This window comes from Butyrivibrio sp. FCS014, from assembly GCF_000526935.1.
Lineage (GTDB): Bacteria > Bacillota > Clostridia > Lachnospirales > Lachnospiraceae > Butyrivibrio.
In genome coordinates, this window is sequence record NZ_JAHA01000007.1 from 121,479 (window position 1) to 141,805 (window position 20,327).

General features: G+C 42.8%; 24 protein-coding genes and 1 riboswitch. Of the genes, 19 read left to right on the plus strand and 5 right to left on the minus strand.

Going from position 1 to position 20,327, the window contains the following annotated elements; translation table 11 throughout:
* Positions 1-77: 77 nt before the first annotated feature.
* Together T456_RS0106730 and T456_RS0106735 are read right to left on the minus strand one after the other, a co-directional pair.
* Positions 78-2,153, minus strand: coding sequence for a heavy metal translocating P-type ATPase (locus tag T456_RS0106730; RefSeq protein ID WP_022769887.1), 2,076 nt, complete (start codon positions 2,151-2,153; stop codon positions 78-80).
* A 31-nt stretch (positions 2,154-2,184) separates the two neighbouring features.
* A complete protein-coding gene (locus tag T456_RS0106735; protein ID WP_022769888.1) occupies positions 2,185-2,481 on the minus strand; it encodes a DUF6110 family protein in 297 nt (98 codons plus the stop codon).
* A gap of 245 nt (positions 2,482-2,726) precedes the next feature.
* On the opposite strand from T456_RS0106735, the gene T456_RS0106740 reads away from it, so the two are divergent.
* From T456_RS0106740 to T456_RS0106810, 13 genes are all read left to right on the plus strand, one after another.
* Positions 2,727-3,515 carry an alpha/beta fold hydrolase gene (locus T456_RS0106740; protein WP_022769890.1) on the plus strand — a complete coding sequence of 263 codons (789 nt, stop codon included), beginning with the start codon at positions 2,727-2,729 and terminating at the stop codon, positions 3,513-3,515.
* A 36-nt stretch (positions 3,516-3,551) separates the two neighbouring features.
* Entirely contained in the window at positions 3,552-4,031 is a 480-nt protein-coding gene (locus T456_RS0106745; RefSeq protein ID WP_022769891.1) for a hypothetical protein, read from the plus strand.
* Positions 4,032-4,043: 12 nt separating this feature from the next.
* Positions 4,044-4,544, plus strand: a complete 501-nt coding sequence (locus tag T456_RS0106750; RefSeq protein ID WP_022769892.1) for a hypothetical protein — start codon at positions 4,044-4,046, stop codon at positions 4,542-4,544.
* Between the two features lie 29 nt (positions 4,545-4,573).
* On the plus strand, positions 4,574-5,200 hold the full coding sequence (locus T456_RS0106755) for an L-2-amino-thiazoline-4-carboxylic acid hydrolase (protein ID WP_022769894.1): 627 nt from the start codon (positions 4,574-4,576) through the stop codon (positions 5,198-5,200).
* A gap of 21 nt (positions 5,201-5,221) precedes the next feature.
* Positions 5,222-6,076, plus strand: coding sequence for a class I SAM-dependent methyltransferase (locus T456_RS0106760; protein WP_022769895.1), 855 nt, complete (start codon positions 5,222-5,224; stop codon positions 6,074-6,076).
* Positions 6,077-6,078: 2 nt separating this feature from the next.
* Positions 6,079-6,759, plus strand: coding sequence for a DUF6796 family protein (locus T456_RS0106765; RefSeq protein WP_022769896.1), 681 nt, complete (start codon positions 6,079-6,081; stop codon positions 6,757-6,759).
* Positions 6,756-7,505, plus strand: coding sequence for an alpha/beta hydrolase (locus T456_RS0106770; protein ID WP_024865495.1), 750 nt, complete (start codon positions 6,756-6,758; stop codon positions 7,503-7,505). Before T456_RS0106765 ends, T456_RS0106770 begins: the two co-directional genes overlap by 4 nt.
* 104 nt (positions 7,506-7,609) lie before the next feature.
* Positions 7,610-8,134, plus strand: coding sequence for an L-2-amino-thiazoline-4-carboxylic acid hydrolase (locus T456_RS0106775; protein ID WP_242835887.1), 525 nt, complete (start codon positions 7,610-7,612; stop codon positions 8,132-8,134).
* 296 nt (positions 8,135-8,430) lie between these two features.
* Positions 8,431-9,033, plus strand: coding sequence for a sister chromatid cohesion protein PDS5 (locus T456_RS0106785; protein ID WP_022769900.1), 603 nt, complete (start codon positions 8,431-8,433; stop codon positions 9,031-9,033).
* Between the two features lie 176 nt (positions 9,034-9,209).
* Complete coding sequence (locus tag T456_RS19365; RefSeq protein WP_022769903.1) at positions 9,210-9,758, plus strand: HD domain-containing protein; 549 nt, start codon at positions 9,210-9,212, stop codon at positions 9,756-9,758.
* A 320-nt stretch (positions 9,759-10,078) separates the two neighbouring features.
* Positions 10,079-11,152: a DUF5688 family protein gene (locus T456_RS0106800; protein ID WP_022769904.1), complete on the plus strand. Its 1,074-nt coding sequence runs from the start codon at positions 10,079-10,081 to the stop codon at positions 11,150-11,152.
* Positions 11,153-11,235: 83 nt separating this feature from the next.
* Positions 11,236-11,430, plus strand: a complete 195-nt coding sequence (locus tag T456_RS0106805; protein ID WP_022769906.1) for a hypothetical protein — start codon at positions 11,236-11,238, stop codon at positions 11,428-11,430.
* Complete coding sequence (locus T456_RS0106810; protein ID WP_155838034.1) at positions 11,427-11,843, plus strand: hypothetical protein; 417 nt, start codon at positions 11,427-11,429, stop codon at positions 11,841-11,843. The genes T456_RS0106805 and T456_RS0106810 overlap by 4 nt, the downstream gene beginning before the upstream one ends.
* A 21-nt stretch (positions 11,844-11,864) precedes the next feature.
* On the opposite strand, the gene mobA is transcribed toward T456_RS0106810, so the two are convergent.
* The 3 genes from mobA to T456_RS22365 all read right to left on the minus strand — a co-directional run bounded on the left by mobA (position 11,865) and on the right by T456_RS22365 (position 13,511).
* Positions 11,865-12,476 carry a molybdenum cofactor guanylyltransferase gene (mobA, locus tag T456_RS0106815; RefSeq protein ID WP_024865497.1) on the minus strand — a complete coding sequence of 204 codons (612 nt, stop codon included), beginning with the start codon at positions 12,474-12,476 and terminating at the stop codon, positions 11,865-11,867.
* Entirely contained in the window at positions 12,469-12,939 is a 471-nt protein-coding gene (locus tag T456_RS0106820; RefSeq protein ID WP_024865498.1) for a hypothetical protein, read from the minus strand. Before T456_RS0106820 ends, mobA begins: the two co-directional genes overlap by 8 nt.
* Positions 12,936-13,511, minus strand: a complete 576-nt coding sequence (locus T456_RS22365; protein WP_024865499.1) for a hypothetical protein — start codon at positions 13,509-13,511, stop codon at positions 12,936-12,938. The genes T456_RS0106820 and T456_RS22365 overlap by 4 nt, the downstream gene beginning before the upstream one ends.
* A riboswitch (molybdenum cofactor riboswitch) is annotated at positions 13,502-13,640 on the minus strand. It overlaps the preceding gene by 10 nt.
* A gap of 129 nt (positions 13,641-13,769) precedes the next feature.
* On the opposite strand from T456_RS22365, the gene T456_RS0106830 reads away from it, so the two are divergent.
* The 6 genes from T456_RS0106830 to asrB are packed head-to-tail and all read left to right on the plus strand — an operon-like array spanning position 13,770 to position 20,317.
* Positions 13,770-15,869, plus strand: a complete 2,100-nt coding sequence (locus T456_RS0106830) for a molybdopterin oxidoreductase family protein (RefSeq protein WP_024865500.1) — start codon at positions 13,770-13,772, stop codon at positions 15,867-15,869.
* Between the two features lie 3 nt (positions 15,870-15,872).
* The gene (locus T456_RS0106835; RefSeq protein WP_022766790.1) at positions 15,873-16,304 is read left to right on the plus strand and encodes a 4Fe-4S dicluster domain-containing protein; all 432 of its coding nucleotides are present in this window, start codon (positions 15,873-15,875) and stop codon (positions 16,302-16,304) included.
* A complete protein-coding gene (locus tag T456_RS0106840) occupies positions 16,301-17,527 on the plus strand; it encodes an NAD(P)/FAD-dependent oxidoreductase (RefSeq protein WP_024865501.1) in 1,227 nt (408 codons plus the stop codon). The genes T456_RS0106835 and T456_RS0106840 overlap by 4 nt, the downstream gene beginning before the upstream one ends.
* A gap of 15 nt (positions 17,528-17,542) precedes the next feature.
* Positions 17,543-18,478, plus strand: a complete 936-nt coding sequence (locus T456_RS0106845; protein ID WP_022766788.1) for a TDT family transporter — start codon at positions 17,543-17,545, stop codon at positions 18,476-18,478.
* Positions 18,479-18,503: 25 nt separating this feature from the next.
* Positions 18,504-19,526, plus strand: a complete 1,023-nt coding sequence (gene asrA / locus T456_RS0106850) for an anaerobic sulfite reductase subunit AsrA (protein WP_022766787.1) — start codon at positions 18,504-18,506, stop codon at positions 19,524-19,526.
* On the plus strand, positions 19,523-20,317 hold the full coding sequence (gene asrB / locus T456_RS0106855) for an anaerobic sulfite reductase subunit AsrB (RefSeq protein ID WP_022766786.1): 795 nt from the start codon (positions 19,523-19,525) through the stop codon (positions 20,315-20,317). The genes asrA and asrB overlap by 4 nt, the downstream gene beginning before the upstream one ends.
* The last annotated feature ends 10 nt before the right edge of the window (positions 20,318-20,327 follow it).

Consider the following 20,327-nt stretch of genomic DNA (forward strand, 5'->3'; position numbering starts at 1 on the left):
CATATCTGTGATAAAGAAATAAAGAAAGAAAACCTCGTAGTTGCCAGAGAATAGCCGCTACGAGGTTTTATTATTGGTCAATCATCCAACAGATTTGTCATGCTCTTCATGCTTAGAGCAATGGTAGATGCGTTGTGTAGGAATGCTGTAGTGGTTGGGGTGAAGATACCCAACATACCCATAATTATCAGGAAGGAGTTAAACCCGATAATGGAATTGTAGTTCAGGTTGATCCTTCGCATCAGCTCTGTACTGAGACTTCTAAGCGTTAAAAGAGCTCCAAGATCATCAGAGGAGATGGTTATATCTGCAATCTCTCTTGCAATGGAAGCTCCTGTGCTGACGGCGATTCCTGCATCTGCCTCTGAAAGAGCAGGTGAGTCATTGATACCGTCACCTATCATGATTACTTTTCTACCTGCTTCATGTTCTTTTCTTATGAATTCAGCCTTGTCTTCAGGAAGAACTTCAGAGAAGTATCTTGTCACACCGGTCTTTTCTGCAACCGACTTGGCTGTTCTGTCACTGTCTCCGGTCATCATAACTACATTTTCAAAACCAACCTCTTTCAATTTCCTTATTACCGAAGGAGCCTCATCTCTAAGTGGATCTTCGATAAGTATTACTGCAGCGAGTTCTTCACCGATAGCCATATACAGGTGCGAATACTCAGGTGGAAGAGAATCGAACCTGTCAGTGAATCCACTTGGAACAATACACTTTTCGTCCTCAAAGATGTAGTGATGGCTTCCTATACATACCTTTTTACCGTCAATCGTACTGGAAATGCCATGTGCAACGATATAGGCAGCTCTGGTGTGCTTTTCTTCATGAGTAAGTCCTTTGACTTCTGCAGCTTTTACCACTGCGTTGGCTATGGAGTGAGGGTAGTGTTCCTCAAGACACGCAGCAAGGCGAAGCATCTCATCTTCGTCATTCTCGCCAAAAGTAACAACCTTGGCAACTTTTGGTGTGGCATGAGTCAGAGTTCCGGTTTTGTCGAAGACTATTGTTTTTGCTTCAGCCACAGCCTCCATGAACTTGCCGCCTTTTACAGATATCTTGTGATCACCGGCTTCTCTCATTGCTGAGAGTACTGAAATAGGCATGGCGAGCTTTAATGCGCAGCAGAAGTCCACCATAAGGATTGATGTGGCCTTGGTGGCATTTCTGGTAAATAGCCAGGTGAGGAGTGTGGCACCAAAAGTATAGGGAACAAGTCTGTCGGCCAGGTGTGCAGCCTTTGCTTCTGACTCGGATTTGAGCTTCTCGGATTCCTCTATCATAGCTACAATCCTGTCGTATCGTCCCTGCCCCTGTGCCTTCTGTACGGTTATGACAAGCTCACCTTCGTCAATAACAGTACCGGCGTATACAAGAGAGCCTTCTGTTTTGTGGACAGGCTCGGATTCACCGGTCATGGCTGCCTGATTTACGGAAGCATCACCGCTTAGTACTACACCGTCAAGGGGGATCATGGTGCCGGTTCTGACAACTATCCTGTCATTCTCTTTTATGTCAGAGATATTTGAAAGGACCTCCTGGCCGTCAGAAGAAAGCATCCATACCTTGTCTACATTCAGGGACATGGCCCTTGCAAGGTCATCGACGGACTTTTTGTGAGTCCAGTCCTCCATCATCTCACCCATTTCAAGAAGGAACATTACATTGCTTGCTGTTGCATGATCGCCTCTGAGCAGTGATACCGCAATGCTGGTTGCATCAAGAACAGAAACCTCAAGCTTTCCGGAGAGCAGGCACTTGAGCCCCTTAATTATGTAAGGGATAGCCTTTAGATATATGATCACCCTTCTTATCTGCAATGGAATGATGAATCTGCGGACAAGCTTGCCTGCAATATGGAAGAACATTCTGTCTTCGTATTCGATACGGAGTTCCCTGCCTGTATGTTCGGGCACAGTAATCTCTGTTCTCTCACTATATTCAGAAAACGCCTGTATCAGATCATTCCTGCAGGAAGAGTCATAGAAAACTATGGCATTTGAAGTCCGTTCATTTACATCAGCTTTTTTTACAAAAGGAAGTGAGGAGAGATAATACTGGATCTTATCAGCTTCAAAAGAAGACATATGGCGTACAGCAATGTGTACACGCATACGTCCCCCATTTTCATGCAATATTTTACAATTCATAGTATGCCTTTCATCTAAGCTTACTTATGTCTTATGCATTAGCGGCTTCAGCTTCAGCGCTTGCCAGAACAGCCTTTGCATCCTCTATTTCTTTTGCTCTTTCATCAGCATAGCGTTTTTCATTGATTTCCTTTGCATCAGCACTGATATCCTGACAGTTCTCCTTGATGTTAGTGTAGGTCTCAAGGCATGTATCCTTGCATCTGTACGCCGCAGCAGTTATATGTGTGTAGCATTTCTTGGCATCCTTGCTGGAGAGGAGCTTAACTCCTGCTGTACCAAGCGCGAAACCGCATGCCACTTTTCCTATTGTGCTCCAATTAATCATAGATAGTCCTTTCTGTACCTGGAAATGTACGTTAATAGATTTGCTAATTAATTATAAAACAGCGAAGGGAGTGTAGAGGCAGCTAACGTGTGAGAATTTTTATCAACAAGGCAGTGGAATGGATGTGCATAAAAACTGCAATTATGTCTTTATTTTAGGGTTAGCAAGTGCTAACATATTGGTGTATAGCGAGTATTCGTCGTTGATTGGTGTTGATAAAATGTCTCAAAAATAAGGAATACTTTATGACCTACCATGAATTCGGAAAAGAAAATGGAAAAGTAATAGTGTTAATCCACCCTGCTGTGGTGATGTGGGATTATTTTGAATATGTGATTCCGCTATTGGAAAAAGACTATCATCTTATCATTCCGGCACTTCCGGGATACGATCCTGAAAACGCAAGTGATTTTACAAGTATTGAAGAGATAGCAGAGGAACTGGAGAGTTGGCTAGGTGCACAAGGAATATCCACAGTTGAGTGCATATATGGCTGTTCAATGGGAGGGGCTGTAGTTACAAAGCTTTTGGCGAACGGAAAGATTTATTTTAACCATGCTGTAATTGATGGTGGTATCACACCATACCAGATGCCTTGGCTAGTTACGAGAATTATTGCACTCAAGGATTTTGCAATGATCTCCATGGGTAAGATTGGTGGAATCAAATTGCTTGAAAAAGCATTCTCAACAGATGAGCTTTCAGAAGATGACATCAGATATGAGGCAAAAGTTCTTGAGATGATAAGCTATCAAACAATATGGCGAACCTTTGATTCGGCAAATAACTATTCTATGCCGGATCATGTGAAAACTAATTGCCCGTTCATTGAATACTGGTTCGCAGAAGCTGAAGAAAAGGCAAGAAAATGGGACATTGCATATATCAGAAAAGCATTTCCCGGATCTCGTTTTGTCAGATTTAAGGACTTAGGACACGGAGGACTTGCACCGTTTTATCCTGAAAAGCTTGCAAAAGGAATTAGAATGCTCTGTTTGGAATCGATTGAAGGAACAGATGCCGTCATGGGATGAACTGCACAGAATATATGGGAACTGAGGAATCGTTAGATGATAATACTTCAACTGGTCATATACTGCCTTATATTTACGTTGATGGTCAGGTTTTCTGTTCGCGGAGGCGCAATAGACGGGATGTATTTCTATCCCAAGGCGGTACAAGACAGGGCAATAGAGATTGGTCTTACTACACGGGAGACCATGAATAGAAAAAGAAAGATATTCATGACGGAATTCTATATCGTCATGCTGACAACCCTTGTGCTGATCATAGGATTATGGAATAACGTATCAGATTTCAAGGCAGCATATCTGCACGCCCTGTTGTTCCTTGAGGTGATGAACTGGTATGACGGGATCGTTATCGATGAGGTATGGGTTAGATACAGTAAATTTTGGGTGATTCCCGGATGCGAAGACATACCTTATGTTCAGACTATAAAGCAGATGCTGAAAAAGAGACTGTTTTTGACACTTGTATGGGTTATAGGAGCAGCAATAGTTGCAGGTATCGTGACTTTAGTCTTTTAGGAGGAGTAATAGATGATTCTTACTATTTTTCTGGCGTTAGTTTTTTGTGTGGCGATAACGCTGATGATGTTTTCTGCAGTAGCATTTATACAGGATAAGAAATTCTTTTCATCAGCACCGAAGGAAGCTCAGAACGTGATAATCCCTCGGGAGAAAGAACTGTTCTATGGTGCTCGGGCAATAGGCTGGACATTCATGGTGTTCAGTATTCTGCTGATACTCGGAGTTGGAGTGATCTCTATATGGGATGGTTTCAGAAGCGGTTTTTCTTTCTGGCAGTTCTTCTTTAGATTTGTGTCGATTTTTACTGTATATAAGGTGTACGACATGATATGTTTTGACTACTTTCTGCTCATGAAATTTAAGTTCTTCCAATATTATTTTCCTGAAGTGGATAGTGTTTATACTGGCAGAAAGTATGGATTTAACATAAAGAGTCAATTGTTAAAACTACTTGTTATATTCCCGGTTGCCTCGGCATTTGCAGCTTGGATATGTACGATCTTTCAATAGCATAGAGTAAAATGAGCGGGAGATAAGCAATGAATACAGAGAAAGAATTAAAGAAAAAGACTGTTAGGATAATGAAAAGCAAGAAGGCTTTCAAGGCTGAGATTGAAAAAAGATTTTCAGCATCTGAGAGTGAAAAGATATGGAAAAATGCTCATAGAAGATTATGCAAAATGTACTCTGAGCATGAGAGTCTTCCAAAGGGTATCAGTGCACACACAGATTCCTTTATCTTCCCTGCGGCGGCTATATATCTTTCTATGAAGGAGAAAAATCCTGACATTGCTTATGATGTGATGAAGCAGGTTATGGCTATCAGATCAGAAAAGATGGGGCAATCATTAGCAAGGTGCTGCAAGATCCCAGGGTTCAGGAGATTTTTCTTAAGTATGTGGGATACACTGAGCCATAAAATGTTTGGAGAAGCATCTGGTTTTAAAAATGTGTTCTATCCAAAGGAAAAGGATTGCTTCCGTATGGATATCACTCAGTGCCCGTATCATAAGTATCTTACGGAACTGGGATGTCCGGAAATAAATGTTCTGTTTTGCGAGAATGATGTTCATATGTATGGAAAGCTGCCGGGGATGAGGTTTACCAGGACAATGACTATAGGTTCCGGCGGTGAATTGTGTGATTTTAAGATGGAAATAGTTTGATCTCTGGAGGAGTATTCCGTGATGGAAGTCGTATCAAAAAAATACCACATTGAGAAAAATACAGTTCAGGAGACACTGATTATTCCGCTTTATGGAAGAAAGGTTTGTTCAGAGCATTTTCCAGAGCTTTTCAAGGACGAGGAAGCTGAGCGAATATGCAACATGTTGGATTACGATTTCGCTGTAAAGGGCAAAAGAATGGAGAGCGGTGTCGGGCTTTTTGGCGCATTGGAAGTAGCTCAAAGACAATATGATCTTGCTTGGGAAGTGAGAGATTATTTAAAGAATCACCCTGATGCAAGTGTTGTGAATTTGGGATGCGGTTTGGATGATACGTTTCATAAGTGTGATAACGGTTCATGTATAGGGTACAATATCGATATGCCAGATGTGATTGCGGTAAGAAATGAGCTGTTACCAGCAGCTGCACGAGAAAGCAATATTGGATATGATTTAAATGACTATTCATGGATGGACATGATTGATGCTTCAAAAGGAACTGTTTTCTTCGCATCGGGTGTGTTTTATTATTTCAGAAAAGAAGATGTAAGAAAACTATTAGGCAAGTTGGCGAAGAGATTCCCAGGGGGCGTAATTGTATTTGATTCCTGTAATAGTCGCGGGGCAAAGATGATGACGAAGACATGGCTTAAAGAAGCTGGAATATCTGATGTCAGCGCATTCTTTTCATTAGAGGATAAATCTGAAATTGAAAGCTGGTGCACGGATTTTGAGGCGGTTACGGCTCGAAGCTACATGCGTGGATATAGGGATATTTATAAGGATGTAGGTCTTTTACATAAGATGATGATCAGTTTCTGCGACAGATATGTGAACATGCAGATCATAAGGGTAGCCTTTAAGGAGGAATCTTAAAAATGAACTCAAAGCAAAGAATTATGTTTGGATGTTATGCCATGGTATTAGCCATAGTTGGTGACTATTTGCTTGGTTTTGGAACAATAGGTACGAGTTCGGATCCTGATGCATATTTGGGAATAGATTGGAATGTTGCTCCGGATTGGAGGTATGCTGTTTCATCCATTCTTGGTTTTTTGTGTGCAGCCATGTTTGCTTATGCTGCCACAGAACTTCTAAGAGTTATGGAAGAAAACTATAAGCTGGAATCATACAAGCTGTATAAGATCTTTAAGGTGGCAAATTGGAGCGGGATTTTGTATTTTGCTTTTATTCATATAGGAATCTGCATGCTTCCGGTAGTCTTTAACGCTGGCATGGAGGCGACGGGAGATATTCCTACAGCTGCAACAATGACAGTAAGGGTGCTAAAGAGCATAGCTGTTCCAATGGTAGCTGGATTTATCACCTGCGATCTCCTAGTAACAATCGGATGGATTGGTATGGTTATGAAAGGACTTATTCCGGTTAAGAAAGTATTCATAATCTGTTGCCCGATATTCGGTGTTTTATTTGGCCAGCTTTTGAATCTTATCGCAGAAGGCTTGGACTCGGGGACAGAATCCTTCGGATGGCTTGTTATGTATCTGGTCTGTGCGATATGCCTAACAAAAGATAAGGAGAAAAGTGTCCGATTATGAGATTTCTGACACATGGGGATAAGGAAAAACGATCGCTTATGCTGATCCATGGTATGGCAAATACATCGGATCTTTTTGATCCGTTACTTCCGTACCTGAAAGATTATTATGTGGTTGTTTGCGAATTGGATGGTCACTCAAGAAGTGAAGCGGGAAACTTTGTTTCGGTAAGCGATGCAGCTCAGAAAATCGAAAAATATGTTAAGGAAACTCTCAGTGGAAGACTCTACGGCCTTCTGGGATTTTCTCTTGGAGGAACCGTCGCAACGGAACTAATCAGCAGAGGGAATATAGAAGTAGACAGAACTGTTTTGGATGCGGCATTTGTAATAAAGATGGGCATAATGACATATCCATTCAAATGGCTGTTTCAGGGCTCTATATGGAGCATCAAAAAGAATATCCATGTTCCAAAGCCACTTGTGGAAAGCATCATGGGAAAAGGAAACAGTGGAATAGTAGATACGCTTTATAAGGGAGTATCTCTTAAATCTGTTGGTAATGCAGCCTTGTCCTGCTACACATATACGATAAAGGATGGAATAAAGGATTATCATAATCCAGTCGTGTTCTGGCACGGAGAAAATGAACCATACCCAGTAAAGAGTGCGAAGCTTTTGAAGAGATATCTCCCCCAGATAAAAAAGCGGGTATTTAAAGGAATGGGCCATGGCCAGATGCTTCATGAACATACGAAGGTCTACGCCCAAAGATTGGTAGAGTTTTTGGAGGATTCAGAGAAATGAAGTATAGTGGAATGCCGGCGGCTATGTGGCTCTTATACAAAAAATCTTTTCAAAAGGCACTTGTAAATGACCTTAAGAAAAGCCCCGAAGAGGCAAAGCGGATTATGGCAAAGGCAAAGCCAAAATACAAAGAGATCATTAGCAAGCTCCCTGAATTTGAAAAAGGCGACAGGTTCAAGGCGAATATTGTAAATTGCGCCATTCTGACATCTGTATTTCTTAGTATGGACAGAAAACCAACGGCTGCCGAGGCAACCACATACTATGAGCACGCCATGACAAACTTTGCGACCAAAGCATTCTGCAAATTGGGAGGGAAGCAGAAGTTCACAGATAAAGATATTGAGGGAATGAAGAAGACGGCGGCTCTAAAAGCGGCTGACAGAAATCCTTATTCCTGGAATATGGAGTACCTGCCCTATGAGGATGGAAGCGGATATGAGGCGAGGTTCACAAAGTGTGGTATCTGTACCCTCATGAAAGAATACGGATTATTTGAGCTGGTTCCTGCTATGTGCCATCTTGACTACACTATGAGCGAATTTGGAGGCGCCTCAACTTTTGCTAGAGAATATACTCTCGCATCCGGCGGACCATATTGCGATTGTGGATATAAAAAGAAAAAATAGCAACTTGGAGTAGTTTGAAATGATAAAAACAATTGTCGTTGCGTTAGTATTACGTTTTCTTCCGGAGGATGTAAGACTTGCTGCTAAGGAACTTATGGTTTCCGGAAGCTTACTATTCGATTTGTAATACTGCTATATATCATGAAGGCATTTGATATAATTGTTCAGGATCAATGGCTTGTGATGACAGTGGGGTATTTTAAAAAGATTTTTCCTGTAAATTGCGGTATTGCTTTTTTTATTTAGGCTGAAACTGGCGTTATATCGAATGAAGATTGATATAGGGAGAAGATGGGGTGAACGAATCAGCGCTGTATAAGGAACTTGGAGTTTTAACAAAGGATAAGAGCAGGTGGGAAGAAAACATTCCGTATGTGTCATCGCTTCTTGCTCACGAATCTGAAAAAATTAAAGCAAAGGCCCTATGGCTGCTTGGTGAGATGGGGCTTGAACATCCAAAGAAAGTAAAAGATTATGTTAAAGAGATAGTTTCTTTTTGCGATAGCCAGGTGCCGCTTTTAAGAGAAAGAGCGGTTAATGCGCTAGGAAGGATAGGTAGAGCCGACTATTATTTGATTCAGGAATACTGGGAGGACTTGTTCAAATTCGCTTCTGATGAGGATCCAAAGGTCAGGCTGAGCTTCATCTGGGCGTCTGAAAACATTGCTACAAATACACCGGATATTTATGAAGGATATATGTCTGTGTTTGAAAGTCTTCTACACGATACGGACGATAAGGTAAGAATGGAAGCACCTGAGATATTCCGGGTCCTTGGTAAACGCAGACCGGAGTTTGTCAGGCCATACATTACGCAGTTACAGAAAATGTCAGAGACAGATAGTAACCGCGTAGTAAGGATACATTGCTTAGGCGCGATTAAAGCAACAAATAGGTGATTTGAAAGCAAATGAAGGAAGAATATCCCGGGAACAGAGGAGCTCATGCCTTATATTCACGGGAAAACACTGGCGGTTAAATGGATTGGGCCTTTGATCGGATTTCCAATACTTGCGGCAATCCTGGCATGGGTTATGCAACTGGCAGGGTAAATCTTTTACTTGGGAGGATTAGTATGAACGCTAGAGAATACCTGGATATTTTACACATTGCTGAGAGATTGAAAGATACGCCACGCCATTGCACTACTACAAAAAGGCGGACAGAGAGTGTTGCTGAACATAGTTGGCGTATTTCGCTGATGGCATTTCTTCTAAGGCATGAGTTTCCGGATCTGGATATGGATAAAGTTGTAGACATGTGCCTCATCCATGATCTTGGGGAATGCTTTACTGGTGATATTCCAACCTTTATCAAAACAGATGATGACAGAGAAGTTGAGGATTTGCTTCTCAACAAATGGGTGCAATCACTGCCGGAGGAATTATCCAGAGATATCGCCGGGTTATACAAAGAGATGGATGCGCAGGAAACTAAGGAAGCAAAGCTATACAAGTCTCTTGATAAGCTCGAAGCTCTTATACAGCACAATGAATCTCCTATAGATACATGGTCAGAAAACGAGTATGAGCTTAATAAAACATATGCATTTGATACTGTTGCATTCTCAGATTGGCTTACTGAACTGAGAAAAGAAATTTTGGATGATACCCTAAAAAGATAGAAGCAAAGAAGCAGTAACTTGCGGTATAACTGAGAAAGAATCGAGATTTGGAGTAATCATAGTCTATGAAATTTTCCAGTGCCCCGATTTGCCCCTCTTATGCCCCTTTTTCGCCCCTAACTTCACCTTTTTATCATTTTTTAGGCATGATATTATTATAATGCGCCAAGTGATATGAGATGCACAGCTTCACATACCGCGGGGCGTATTTCTTTTGCAAAAGAATAACCTGAAATGAAGCACTGTGTTTTGACAGGGATGTCATTACACAGTGTTTTTTCATGCCTTAAAACATTTGGATAAGAGAGGGGAAATTAAAAATGGACTTTGAGACATTTAAAGAGAATCTGGCCAATGATGTGAAGGAGCAGTTCTACGAGAGATATGGAAAAGAGGTTGCTGTAGAGAGTCACAAGATCGACAAGATGAATGAAACTTACGAAGCACTCACTGTAAAGCCTGAGGATGGCGTCATCGGTGTAAACCTTAACGTAGATTCACTCTACAAGGACTACGAAGAGGGCAGACCTTATGACACTATCGTGACAGGCGCTACAGAAGTTGCTGGAACTGCTCTTGAGAACAGACCGGACTTTGACATCGATGCCTTCACTGATTATGACAAGATGAAATCAACTCTTGCCATGGAAGTTGTTTCTGCAGAGAGGAACGCTGAGCTCCTGGAGACAGTACCTCATAAGGACATTGAGGACATGGCTGTTGTTTACCGATTTGTGATCGGTGAGACTTCACAGGGTTCCGGTACAATCCTTGTTACCAATCAGATGCTTGATAACTACGGCATCACTCCCGAGCAGCTTCATGAGGACGCTGTTAAGAACGCACCTGAGATTCGACCTCTTGTCATCGAGGGAATGGCAGAGGTGCTTGCAAAGCAGATGGGAGTTGAGGACCTTGAGATGCTTGGTCTTAACATTCCACCTGAGCAGGAGCAGATGTTTGTTGCATCTGTAGAAGGAAACGTACATGGTGCCGGAGTGCTGGCATATAACGATTTTATGGAGAAGGCATCTGAGAGAGTTAATAATCAGAGCTTTTTCATTTTGCCAAGTTCTATACACGAACTTCTGATTATTCCTGACAATGGTAACTTCGATCTCAAGAGCCTGGAGAACATGGTAAAAGAGGTCAATGCTACCACAGTGGATCCTGCTGACCAGCTCACTGATAACGTGTATCACTATGATGCGCAGAATAAGGTCTTTGAGCTTGGTGAGAAGTTCGTAGAGCGCCAGGCAGCAAAAGAGGAAAAGGCAGCCGAGAAGAAATCTCTTCTTGGAGAGCTTAAGGCTGCTAAGGAAGAGGCTTCAAAGGCACCTAAGAAGGATGCTGCTGATATTGGCAGTAAGTCCAAGGGCGAAGCAGCCATCTGATCATATGGGCGCTGGTCTGTAAAGTTTCCGGACCGGCGTCCATTTTTGCAGAAAGTATTTCTTTTTATGAGGGGGATAAAGAGATGTCAGCACAATACAACAGAGACAAATACAGTGGTGGTAAGAGTTTTCAGGGTACAAGGGATCCGATCCCAGTGGCAGGGTTAAAACCGCATAACTGCAAAACTCCATGCCCTTATGGAAATGGAACAACTTTCTGTTTTCCATGCATGGCCAAGATCATGGATGAACACAAGAAACTAAGAAAGGCAGCGTGAAAGCGATGGAGGAACTTAAGATAAAGATTGAACTTGATCCGGTTACAGATGGAATCATCAAGTTCCCTGGTAACTTTATGGCGGATGTAAGTGGAGATATCAGAAAGGGTCTTGTTATTGGTACGGACGAAAACTTCCGATCAGTCAATACTGATGAGATGGACAGAATCTTTGATGGGATAGGACAGGATGGATATGCAGCTCCTATTGGAGATGATTATCTTTTGTGCTTTTCCGGGAACAGCATAATGGATACGGGATATGCAAGATATCTTGTCGGCAGTGCAATCATGGTAAAAGTTGGGAAGGATTCAAGGATCAAGCCACTTACAGATATTGACATCAAGATTATGCGGACCAACTTCCAGATTCCTCTTTACTCAGAACAAAAAGTATCATTATCTGATATCTAAATAAATGCAGAAATATGTGTATCAATTTTTGAAGGAACAGGAGATGAGATTAAGGATATGTGGTTCTGCATTATGGATGGAAAGCAGACGGAGATCATCCTTCGAATTACAATTGATCAGCTCCTGATGATCACCCATAAACTCATAATGCTGGCAGGTAAGCCTATCAAGAAAGGCTCTTACTGCCAGCTTTTTTTGTGCAATAAGTTTCTCTAGAATAGCTGTTGTATCTGTTTTGTAAACAGCGATGAGCGGCTCATCTTTACCATCATGGGACAGAATAGTGGCATCAAAATTTCCGGAGAAATGCTTCTTTAGAAGGCTCTCCAATGTTTGGCTTGAGATAAGCGGAACATCAACGCTGAGTACAAGTGCATTGCTGCAGTTACATTCCAAAAAGCAGGAATAGAGACCTCCCAGTGGGCCCATGTCAGGTATTATATCCATTATGTGGTGGGCATATGGGATAGGAGAAGATTTACCAGAAACATAGACCCTGCCGGCACCAAGGTCTATTAGTTTATCTGTCTGTATCTGGAGGAAGGACTTTCCATCAAGAATGATTTCTGACTTGTCCGTTCCCATTCTTTTGCTTTTTCCGCCTGCCAAAACAATTCCGTCAAACTCATTCATTTAAAAGTTCAATCCTCACAACATTCTTCACCTGACGTTTTGAGTCGCTGTCACCGAACACATACAGTCTTGCACTGGTGCTTCCGTCGTCTTCCTGCTGTTTTGCAAGATAAGCTTTACCATCTTCGTTTATTTCGTCAAAAGAAATTTCAGCGGCAAATTCATCTGATGATACAACCCGGGCTTTTGTGAAACCGGCCTTATCAAGTCCTGATTTTGAAATGGAATCCTTTAGTGATATTCCGATCTCATCTACATCCTTTTCCTGCCCCTTGGCATTTATGGTAATGCCCTTTACTGAAACCAGGCTCCCGCTAAAGGGGTCAATGAGAACTGTTTTATCCCCATTAATAATAGCCAGATTCCCTTTTGGCGCATCATTTCTTGACCTCAAATAGAAAACAGATGCAATGCAGGTAATTACTAGCAGAATGATGACGATAACAATACTTTTTTTCTTCATGTTGTCTCCTTGTTTTTATATGGTATTTTTGCGGTGGCTTTATCTGGACCGATGACCGGGTGGAGCCTTTCTATAAGTTTCTCTCCCAAAAGCCCGCAGATGGAACCGCTTGTGGTAGCAACCAGTGCATATACAAAAAGAACTATTCCACTTAATTTGAACACAATGAAGTTTGCGGTAAGACAAGCCGTAATAGAAGCAATTATAGACGAAATCAGTATTCCATTATCGCGTCGACCGGAAGTTTTCTCTGCTAAAAAGAAAACCAGATCAATCATGATTCCAGGAAGGATGTAGCCGATAGGCGCAAGAGCGCCCATGCTGCCGGTCATTCCAAAACACAATGCAAGAAGGCTCTGGACAATGCCCATGATTGTAGCACAGAAAGGAAATGGCATAAGTGCAGCCGCTATGACTAAAAACAGTAGGGAGAAGCTGGTGGCAATACCACCTGGGATATGAAGAAATTCAGTTATGAAATTTGCTGCGGGAGATATCAGTTTTTTGGCAAACAAACCAAGATCGCAGCATAAAGCCATAAAAATAAGGCTTCTGAGATCAGCTTTTTTCATTATGTTCTCCTTTTCAATAAGGAAGGCGCTTCTGTTTCCATCTGCACCCCGGCAGAGTATTTGTCTGCGTCTTAAAAGCCATGAAGACTAAAGCTTTTTAGGCTTAAAAGCTCGGAGATTTTCTACAAACTGATTATACCATATTGGTTTGTAAATAATCTATAAATTAACGACTGAACGCCCACGAAGAATGACTAAAATGTTATGATTAGATTGGTGGGTTATAGTTATGACAAGTATGTCTAAAGGAGAAGGTAAATGGTCAAAAAGGTTCAATCTACGTGTAATTTTTGTGCCATCGACTGCAATCTGGATTTCTATGTGGAAGATGGAAAAATCATCAAGACAGTTCCAACGAAAGGATATCCCGTCAATGATGGGTTCTCCTGTATCAAAGGATTATCCCTGAGCAAGCAGCAGACAACAGTTAAGCCAAATGCGCTCCCGAAGATCAGGCAGGCTGACGGAAGCTTTAAAGAGGTACCCTGGGAAGAGGGCTTTAAATATGTTGCAGATAAACTAAAGGAGTTGCAGGAAAAATATGGCAGGGAGAGTGTAGCCGGTATCAGCACCGGTCAGCTGACTCTGGAAGAGTTTGCCATCTTTGGTCATGTTATGAGAAATTTCCTTCAGACCAACGTGGATGGAAATACAAGACTTTGTATGGCATCAGCAGCTGTTGCCCACAAGGGTACTCTCGGCTATGATGCCCCCGGATATACTCTTAACGACTTTGAACTTTCTGACACGATCATATTCATAGGGGCAAATCCTGTGGTTGCGCATCCTATCATCTGGCAGCGAGTAAGAAACAACAAGATTCCCGACACGAAGATAATTGTCATTGATCCGCGAAAATCAGAGACTGCAAGGAACGCTGACTACCACTATCCGCTGAAGTGGAGAAGCGATCTTACGCTTATGTATACACTTGCAAATCTGATAATAGAAAAAGACTATGTGGATCATGACTTCGTTGATAACCATACTGAAGGCTACGAAGGGTTTGCGGAGTTCGTAAAGAATTTCACTCTGGAGAGAGGAAGCAAGGCAACAGGGCTTTCGGAAGATCAGATTTTAGAGCTCCTTGAACTTATCCATAACGGAAAAGCAGTTTCCTTCTGGTGGACCATGGGTGTCAACCAGGGATATGAGGCAGTAAGAACTGCCCAGTCCATCATGAATCTGGCGTTCCTGACAGGAAATGTCGGTAAACCTGGTACGGGCGGAAATTCTATAACAGGTCAGTGCAATGCTATGGGTTCAAGGCTCTTTTCCAATACCACCTGTCTGTTTGCAGGCGGTGATTTTGCTGATGAGGCCGAGAGAAAGAGAATTGCCGACATTGTTGGTATAACGCCTGAGCTTATGGCGAAGAAGCCGACGATTCCATATAACAAGATCATAGAAGGCATCAATGCCGGAGAGATAAAGGGACTTTGGATCCTCTGCACCAACCCAAGACACAGCTGGACCAATAATGAGACCTTTGCAGAGGCTGCAAAAAAACTTGAGTTGTTTGTGGTTCAGGATATCTACGACACAATAGAGAGCGCTGAGGACTGCACAGTTTATTTCCCAGTAGTTCCCGGAATCAAAAAAGAAGGAACCTATATCAACATGGAGAGGCGCCTGTCTGCGATGCGAAAAGTCCTTGACAGAGGCGAGAATGAGATCTCAGATTATGAGTGCATCCTGGGAGTAGCCAAGGCTCTTGGAATGGGAGAAGCTATAGCAAAATGGGAGACCCCGAGACAGTGCTTCGATCTTCTCAGGGAATGTTCAAGAGGAAAGGGATGTGATTTCACAGGTATTCATTGGGATGACCTGACGGATTCGCACGGTATTCAGTGGCCGTATCCTGAAGGTCATGAAAAAGAACTTTCAGATGAGCAGAGAAGACTCTATGCCGACGGTAAGTTCTTTACACCATCAGGTAAAGCGCAGTTCATATATGAAGAACCTCTTGAGAATCCGATTCCTGTGACTGACAAGTTCCCGCTTGTTTTCAACACAGGAAGAGGTTCTGTTGGTCAGTGGCACACTCAGAGCAGGACCAAGGAAGTAAAGTTTGTTGAAGACGTTTCCTTAAAGAGAGCCTATCTTTATATGAATACTCAGCTTGCTAAAGAAAATGACATTCATGATATGGATGAGATAAGAGTATTCTCTTCCAATGGAAAAGATGCAATATTTGCAGTAAAGGTATCAGACAACGTTCAGTACGGCGAGCTTTATGCGCCAATTCATTATATTGAATGCAATGCGCTGACGCCGTCCAGCTATGACAAGTATTCCAGGGAGCCTAACTACAAGGGCGGAACCTGCAGATTTGAAAAGATCGCAAGGGAGGGCTGATAAATGTATAGAATAAAGATTGACCGAGATAAATGCATTGGATGCCTTACCTGTGTGACGGCCTGCGTGGTCAGTCACGAGACGGAGAGCGGCGATGCCAGAAACAGAGTGGTAATTGATTCCGAGACCACGCCTGCCCCAATTTTCTGCAGGCACTGCAACAGACCCGAGTGCACATATACCTGCATGACCGGTGCAATGCACAAGAATCCTGATACCGGATTTGTTGAATATGACAAGAACCAGTGTGCAAGCTGCTACATGTGCATAATGTCCTGTCCATACGGAATACTTAAGTATGACAGCATTCATCAGAAAGAGATCATGAAATGTAATATGTGCGTTCACAGGAGCGAGGACGGCAAAACTCCTATGCCCATGTGTGTTGAGAAGTGTCCTATGCACGCAATAACTCTTGAGGAGGTGAAGGAATGAGATACGTAATTATTGGATCATCTGCCGCAGGAATTAACGCCATAAGAGAACTCAGGAAAATAGATAAGGATGGAGAGATCATTCTTGTTTCCAAGGATGAGCACATTTATTCAAGATGCATACTCCACCAGTATCTGTGTGGGGAAAGAACTCTTGAGAGGCTCAACTTTGCAGAGAAAGACTTTGACAAAGTTTACGATGTGAACTGGATGAAAGGGAGAGAATCAATATCTCTCCGTCCAAAGGAACATATTTTGGTTCTTGATGGGAATGAGGAAATTAAGTATGGAAAGCTCCTTATTGCCACGGGATCCCATACCTTCATTCCTCCAATCAAGGGGCTTTCCGAAGCTGATAACTACATTGGCTTCAGGAACATAGATGATATCGAAGTGCTAAAAGAGGTGCCAAAGACCGCCAAGAATATTGTGGTTCTGGGATCAGGGCTAATTGGCATCGACTGTGCTACCGGTTATCTTCACATGGGAGTAAAGGTTACACTGGTTGATTTTGCAGGCTGGCTCCTCAACAGGCAGTTGGATGAGAGGGCAGCTAAGACCTATATTGATGCCTTTAAGGAAAACGGAGTGGAGCAATATTACGGCGTTGGAGTGAATGAAGTTCATGTAAAAGATGGAAAGATCTACGAAATAGAGCTTAGCGATGGAAAAGTCCTTCCCTGCGATTATTTCGTGGTTACAGCCGGTGTCCGATCCAACGTTGAATTCCTGCAGGATTCAGGACTTGAGCTTTCTAAGTTCGGCCTGGTATACGACGAGACCGGTAAGACATCCGATCCTGATGTTTACGGTGCAGGTGATGTGTCAGGTACAAGTCCTATCTGGCCTGTTGCAGTAAAAGAGGGAATGGTGGCAGCGGCAAACATGGCAGGCAAGAAAGAGAAGATGACTGACTTTTTCGCAAGCAAATCTACCATGAGCTTTTTAGGTATACACACAATGTCTCTGGGAACAGTAACGCCGCCTGACGATACCTACAGAGTTGATGTTTATGACAAGGACGGCGTATACAAAAAGGTTGTCTCCAAGGATGGAATTATTGTTGGAGCTCTTTTGCAGGGAGATCTTGCTTATGGCGGTGTCCTTCAGCAGATGATCGCCAGAAAGATAGACGTAAGGAAGGTTAAGAAGCCACTGTTTGAGATTGACTACTCAGACTTTTTCCATGAGAGAACCAATCTGGAATTTGCATATGACCTTTGATGAAAGGAGGTGCTGATGAAGGAGCGATTAAAGAAGCTTCCGGTTCCTGTTCTTCCGACTTTTGTGGGAACGCTCACGCTTGGAAATGTGTATGGAGGTATGGGCTATACATGGTTTAGAGTGCTGATAATGATATGTGCTACAGCTGTTGTGCTGGCTTATATCTTTAAAATCATTCTCTGCTCATCAACATGCATAGAGGAGTACAAGCAGACGGTTCCCTGCAGTCTCTATGCGGGATTTACCATGTGCCTCATGATCCTTGGCAGCTTCTTCTTTGAGAAAGGAATGGCATTTGGAAAATGGATATGGCTTTTAGCAATTATCATCCATGCAGTTCATATCTGCATTTTCACTATCAGAAACGTGATCCTGAAAAGAGATGTGAATACCACCGTGCCCAGCTGGTTTGTTACTTATAACGGAATCATGGTGGCCTGTGTCACGGGCGGTGCCATGAACATGACAGGCCTTTTAAAAGTGATAACTGTGTACGGCATAATCATATATCTGATTCTCATTCCGGTAATGATAGTAAGACTCATCAAGGTGCCGGTTAAGCCGCAGGTCTATCACACCATGCCGGTTGTGCTGGCGCCTTGCAGCCTCTGTGTGGTGAGCCTGTTAAATGTATATGAAGCTCCTAATCAGGTACTTTTGTACTTTTTATATTTTTGCGTTTTGGCATCACTCTTGTTTATTATCATCAAACTCCCGGATTTCTTTTCATTTGATTTTACTCCGGGATTCGCAGGGCTTACTTTCCCGATGGCAATAGGGATAGTGGCAACAAACAAGATGGCTGCGTACCTAAATGGTCATGGAAGTGAAAACGCAGGTTTTGCATTGACCCAGCTGTCAGGTCTTCAGATATTCCTGACCTCCATGCTGGTTGGATATGTACTTCTAAACTTCCTGAGGATGTTGCTCGGGAAAGGCAAGAGGCCATAAAGCAATTATTTGGAAGGAGGTTTTTATGGGCTATGTACTTAATAAGGAGAGCTTTTCTGACCTAGTCAGCGCTCTTCTTAAAGATTACCGCATCTTTGCTCCGGTCCTCAAAAAAGGCGCAGGCAGATTCACTGACGTGGACTGCGTAATCTATGATGAGATAAAAGATGCATCTGAAATTGAGCTGGAGAAGAAGTCAGACTATGCGTCAAAGGAGTTTCTTACGCCTCTTTCGGAGACGCTTTTGTATTTCACTGAAGAGGAAGTAAAAGAGGCAGATCTTTGTGAAAAGAAAGTGCTGATATTTGGCAGGAGCTGCGATCTGAACGGATTAAAACGTCTTGACCAGATCTATCTTGATAATGGCCTCGCAAAAGATCCCTTCTATAAGCGCCGCAGAGACCTGATTAAGCCTGTCCTTATCGGCTGCGGCCATTCCTATGATAACTGCTTCTGTGTATCCATGGACTCAAATAAATTTGAGGAAGGGTATGCTTTTTCTGTGGATCTGATTGACGGTGAGATTCATTCAAATGTCCTTGATAAGGAATTTGATAGCTTCTTTAAAGCTGCTGCAGGAGCAAAAGAGCTTGATGTAACTCCGCGATTTGTAACAGAAAATGAAGTTAAAGTTGAGATCCCTGATGAGATACCGGGCAGGATCATCACTGACGATCTGTGGGATGAGTACACCACCAGGTGCATTAACTGTGGAAGATGCAACTTCGTCTGCCCTACCTGCACATGTTATACGATGCAGGATGTCTTTTACTCAGACAACGGCAGGGTCGGAGAGAGAAGAAGAGTATCTGCTTCCTGTATGGTTGATGGCTACACCGATGTGGCCGGAGGAGGTCAGTACAGAAGAAAGAACGGAGAGAGGATGAGGTTTAAGGTTCTTCACAAGATCTCCGATTTCAAGAAGAGATTTGGCTATCAGATGTGCGTTGGCTGCGGAAGATGCGATGACATCTGCCCTGAGTACATCTCTTTTTCCAATATCATAAACAAGGTAAACGATGCGGTTAAAAAGGAGGTGAACTCATGAATACTCTGAATCCATATCTTCCTTTTTCATCTAAAATCCTGGAAGTTATAAAGCACACCGAGAAGGAGTATACCTTCAGGATGGAGTTTAAGGGCGAAGTAAAGCCCGGACAGTTTTTTGAAGTTTCAATTCCTAAGTACGGAGAGGCACCTATTTCGGTCAGTGGCATCGGAGAGAATTTTGTTGACCTGACAATCCGCCGCGTTGGCAGGGTTACCAATGAAGTATTTGAGCGATATGAAGGGCAGTCACTTCTTCTTAGAGGCCCCTACGGAAATGGCTTTGACGTTGACCTATATAGAGACTGCGAAGTTGTAGTTGTTGCAGGCGGAACCGGAGTATCCCCCGTAAGAGGCGTTATCCAGGCTCTTTCCGATATGCCTGATGCATCGGATAAATATGTTGTTGCGGGTTTCAGATCACCGGAGGACATGCTCTTTAGAGATGACCTAAAGGCCTGGGATTCTAAGCTGAATCTCACGCTTACTGTTGATGGGGCGCCTGAAGGTTATCAGGGTAACATCGGACTTGTTACCAAATACATTGAGGGGCTTCCTTTGAAAGAACCTTCAAAGGCCAGAGCCGTTGTGGTAGGCCCGCCTCCAATGATGAAATTTACTATAATAGAGCTCAAGAAAAAGGGATTTACTGATGCAAACATCACTGTATCACACGAGAGGAAGATGTGCTGTGGCCTTGGCAAGTGCGGTCACTGCCGTGTAAATGATCACTACATCTGCCTTGATGGCCCTGTGTTCAGCTATGAAGTTGCAAAAGACTTTGTGGATTAAGGAGGCGTGA